The organism is Rhizorhapis sp. SPR117 (assembly GCF_021742065.1).
This window is the reverse complement of the sequence record NZ_JAKKIE010000148.1, coordinates 1-2724: the sequence shown is the minus strand read 5'-3', so window position 1 is coordinate 2724 and position 2724 is coordinate 1. Positions and strand designations below refer to the sequence as shown.

Annotated in this window: 2 protein-coding genes and 1 pseudogene; 2 read left to right on the top strand and 1 reads right to left on the bottom strand. The window is 56.8% G+C overall.

The window, feature by feature from the left end; translation table 11 throughout:
- Positions 1-821 (top strand): annotated as a pseudogene (locus L3X40_RS21470) (TonB-dependent receptor); the annotation flags it as partial.
- Positions 822-955: 134 nt separating this feature from the next.
- On the opposite strand, the gene L3X40_RS21465 reads toward L3X40_RS21470, so the two are convergent.
- The gene (locus L3X40_RS21465) at positions 956-1411 is read right to left on the bottom strand and encodes an Lrp/AsnC family transcriptional regulator (RefSeq protein WP_237367372.1); all 456 of its coding nucleotides are present in this window, start codon (positions 1409-1411) and stop codon (positions 956-958) included.
- Positions 1412-1542: 131 nt separating this feature from the next.
- Between L3X40_RS21465 and ald the strand changes: the two genes are divergently transcribed.
- Positions 1543-2664 carry an alanine dehydrogenase gene (ald, locus tag L3X40_RS21460; protein ID WP_237367371.1) on the top strand — a complete coding sequence of 374 codons (1122 nt, stop codon included), beginning with the start codon at positions 1543-1545 and terminating at the stop codon, positions 2662-2664.
- Positions 2665-2724: the final 60 nt, after the last annotated feature.

Here is a 2724-nt window from a genome sequence, read left to right as displayed (position 1 = left end):
CTCGACCGCCATACCCACAGCACAGGCTTCAGCCACAACCCATGAACCTACCGGCATCAGCCGGTCTGTCATTCAGTGTCCCGCCTGCTTCCCCTCTTCGTTCAGTGGGCTGCGTTGTCCTCGAAGGCATCGTCCAATTCATCTCCCGTCTTCATCGAGACCGTCCCGTCTGGATTGATCTTCAACAGGGGGTCCACGCGGTCGCAGTAGAATTCCATCATGCGGTAGGCATCGTTACGCTTGTAGCCGTAGCTGATGGTGTATGGTTCGAGCAGGACGGCCGGATCATCAATCATTATGCGGTTTTCGAGAATATCGGGCTCGGTGTAGCGGATGCGCTCGGGGCTTCCGTATCCTATACTCATGCCCGCTACACCACGCCGATTACCGGACTGGTCGATGACGGTAGCGGCAACCTTGTCTCCGGTACTATTCGCAAGGCCGGAGAACCGTTCCCTGGCGTTGCTCCTTGGACGATTCAGCTCAATGGCGAATATGCCCGGCCGGTCGGCAATGCCGAGCTCTACACGCGCGCGGATTTCAGCTATGCCAGCCACAACAAAAAGCCGGTTGATGTCAATTCGCCACTGGTCGATCCTGAGTATCCGCGTACTCCAGCAACGTCACAGCTGAATCTGCGGCTTGGCGCACGCCTTGATGCGATGGGATCGAATGATCTGGATATCAGTCTCTTTGTCAACAACGTCACGAACGAACAGCCGCTGCTGAGCCTCTATCATGAGTTGATCGGTTCGCCACGGTATCGCTCGGGAACATTCCGCCCGCGGACCTTCGGTTTGACGGTTTCGCTCAGGAAGTAACGGATTACAAAACTGGATTACAAATTTTAACAATTGCAGTTTTGCAATTTCCTCACGCTCCGATGCCGCCCTTGCGGCATCGGAGCTTCTTTATGCGAGGAGGGGGAGGGGCTAGCTTTGATGTGCCCGCTATATCAGCCGGTAGGATAACCTCTCCAGTCCTTGATTGTGCGAATAGCAAAGCTTGAATGCATCGCGCTGACCCCTGGAAGGCGCGAAAGGCATTCACGGTGAATCCGGTCAAACTGTTCCAAGTCTCGGGCCGCGATCCGCAAAATATAATCTGCGTTGCCTGACATCAGGTGACACTCCAGAATATCGTCAAATTCGCCAACCGCCAGTTCGAAGCGATCCATCGCTTCGCGGCTTTGACTGGTCAGGGTGATCTCCACGAAAACCTGTAGACTCAGCCCCAGCCGCTGCGGATTGAGCACGGCGGAGTAGCGAACGATCAGGCCAGCCGATTCCAGCGACTTGATCCGGCGATGACACGCTGAAGTTGATGCGCCGACCAGCTCAGCCAGCTCCGCGATAGAACGCGACGAGTCGTTTTGAAGGGCGCAAAGCAGCGATTTATCGACCTGATCCATGTATATATCCCGGTAAAGCCTTTATGCCGGGATATATTGCCATTTTTAGAGCAAGAAGACCATGACTTTGGTAAGAACCCCCACTCCAAAAAGCTTATACTTTCCGCCATTATTTTTGAGGGAGAGTTTCGATGCGTATTGGTACCGTCAAGGAAATCAAGAACCATGAATATCGCGTCGGACTGACGCCAGAGAGTGTTCACGAACTGACTGCGAACGGCCACGAAGTGTGGATCGAAACTGGCGCTGGTGAAGGCATCGGCGCAAGTGATGAAAATTATAGGGCCACTGGTGCCACCATCAAGGCGACTGCGGCAGAGATTTTTGCCGAATGTGAGATGGTGGTTAAAGTCAAGGAACCGCAGCCCGTTGAACGCGCCCAGCTGCGCAAGGGCCAAATCTTGTACACGTATCTGCATTTGGCTCCGGACCCAGAGCAGACCGCCGACCTCGTCAAATCTGGTGTGACAGCAATCGCCTATGAAACCGTCACCGGCGTGGATAACAGCTTGCCGCTGCTCAAGCCGATGAGCCAGGTCGCAGGCCGTATGTCGATCCAGGCCGGTGCGACAGCGCTGGAAAAAGCCAATGGCGGGCGTGGTGTGCTGCTGGGCGGCGTTCCGGGCGTGCTTCCGGCCAAGGTCGTCGTGATCGGGGGGGGCGTGGTCGGTTTCAATGCCGCGCAGATGGCAGTTGGTCTGGGGGCAGATGTCACCATCCTTGACCGTGATCCGGCGGTGCTTGAACGACTGGACAGCCATTTCGAAGGCCGCGCTCGCACTTTGTTTTCCGGTCGTGCAGCCTTGGCCGCCGAAGCAGCGCAGGCCGATCTGGTGATCGGCGCGGTGCTCGTGCCCGGTGCGGCCGCGCCGAAGCTTGTGACTCGCGAGATGCTCTCCACCATGCAGCCGGGCGCAGTGCTGGTCGACGTGGCGATCGATCAGGGGGGATGCTTCGAAACCTCTCGCGCAACGACCCATGCCGACCCGACCTACGTTGTCGATGGCATCGTCCACTATTGCGTGGCCAACATGCCGGGCGCAGTCGCCCGCACCAGCACCTATGCGCTGAACAATGTAACCCTGCCGCATGCCTTGCGCATCGCCAATCTCGGATGGAAGGCCGCTCTGAAAGCCAATCCGCATCTGGCGGCCGGGCTCAACGTCCATGAAGGCAAGATCACCTACGAAGCCGTAGCACGTGATCTCGGCTATGACTATGTGCCGGTGGACACAGTTGTTGATTACCGCTGAGAGTTGACCCGGGAGGGATATAAATTTCCGTCGAGAACTGACCCATGTTTGAACCACCTC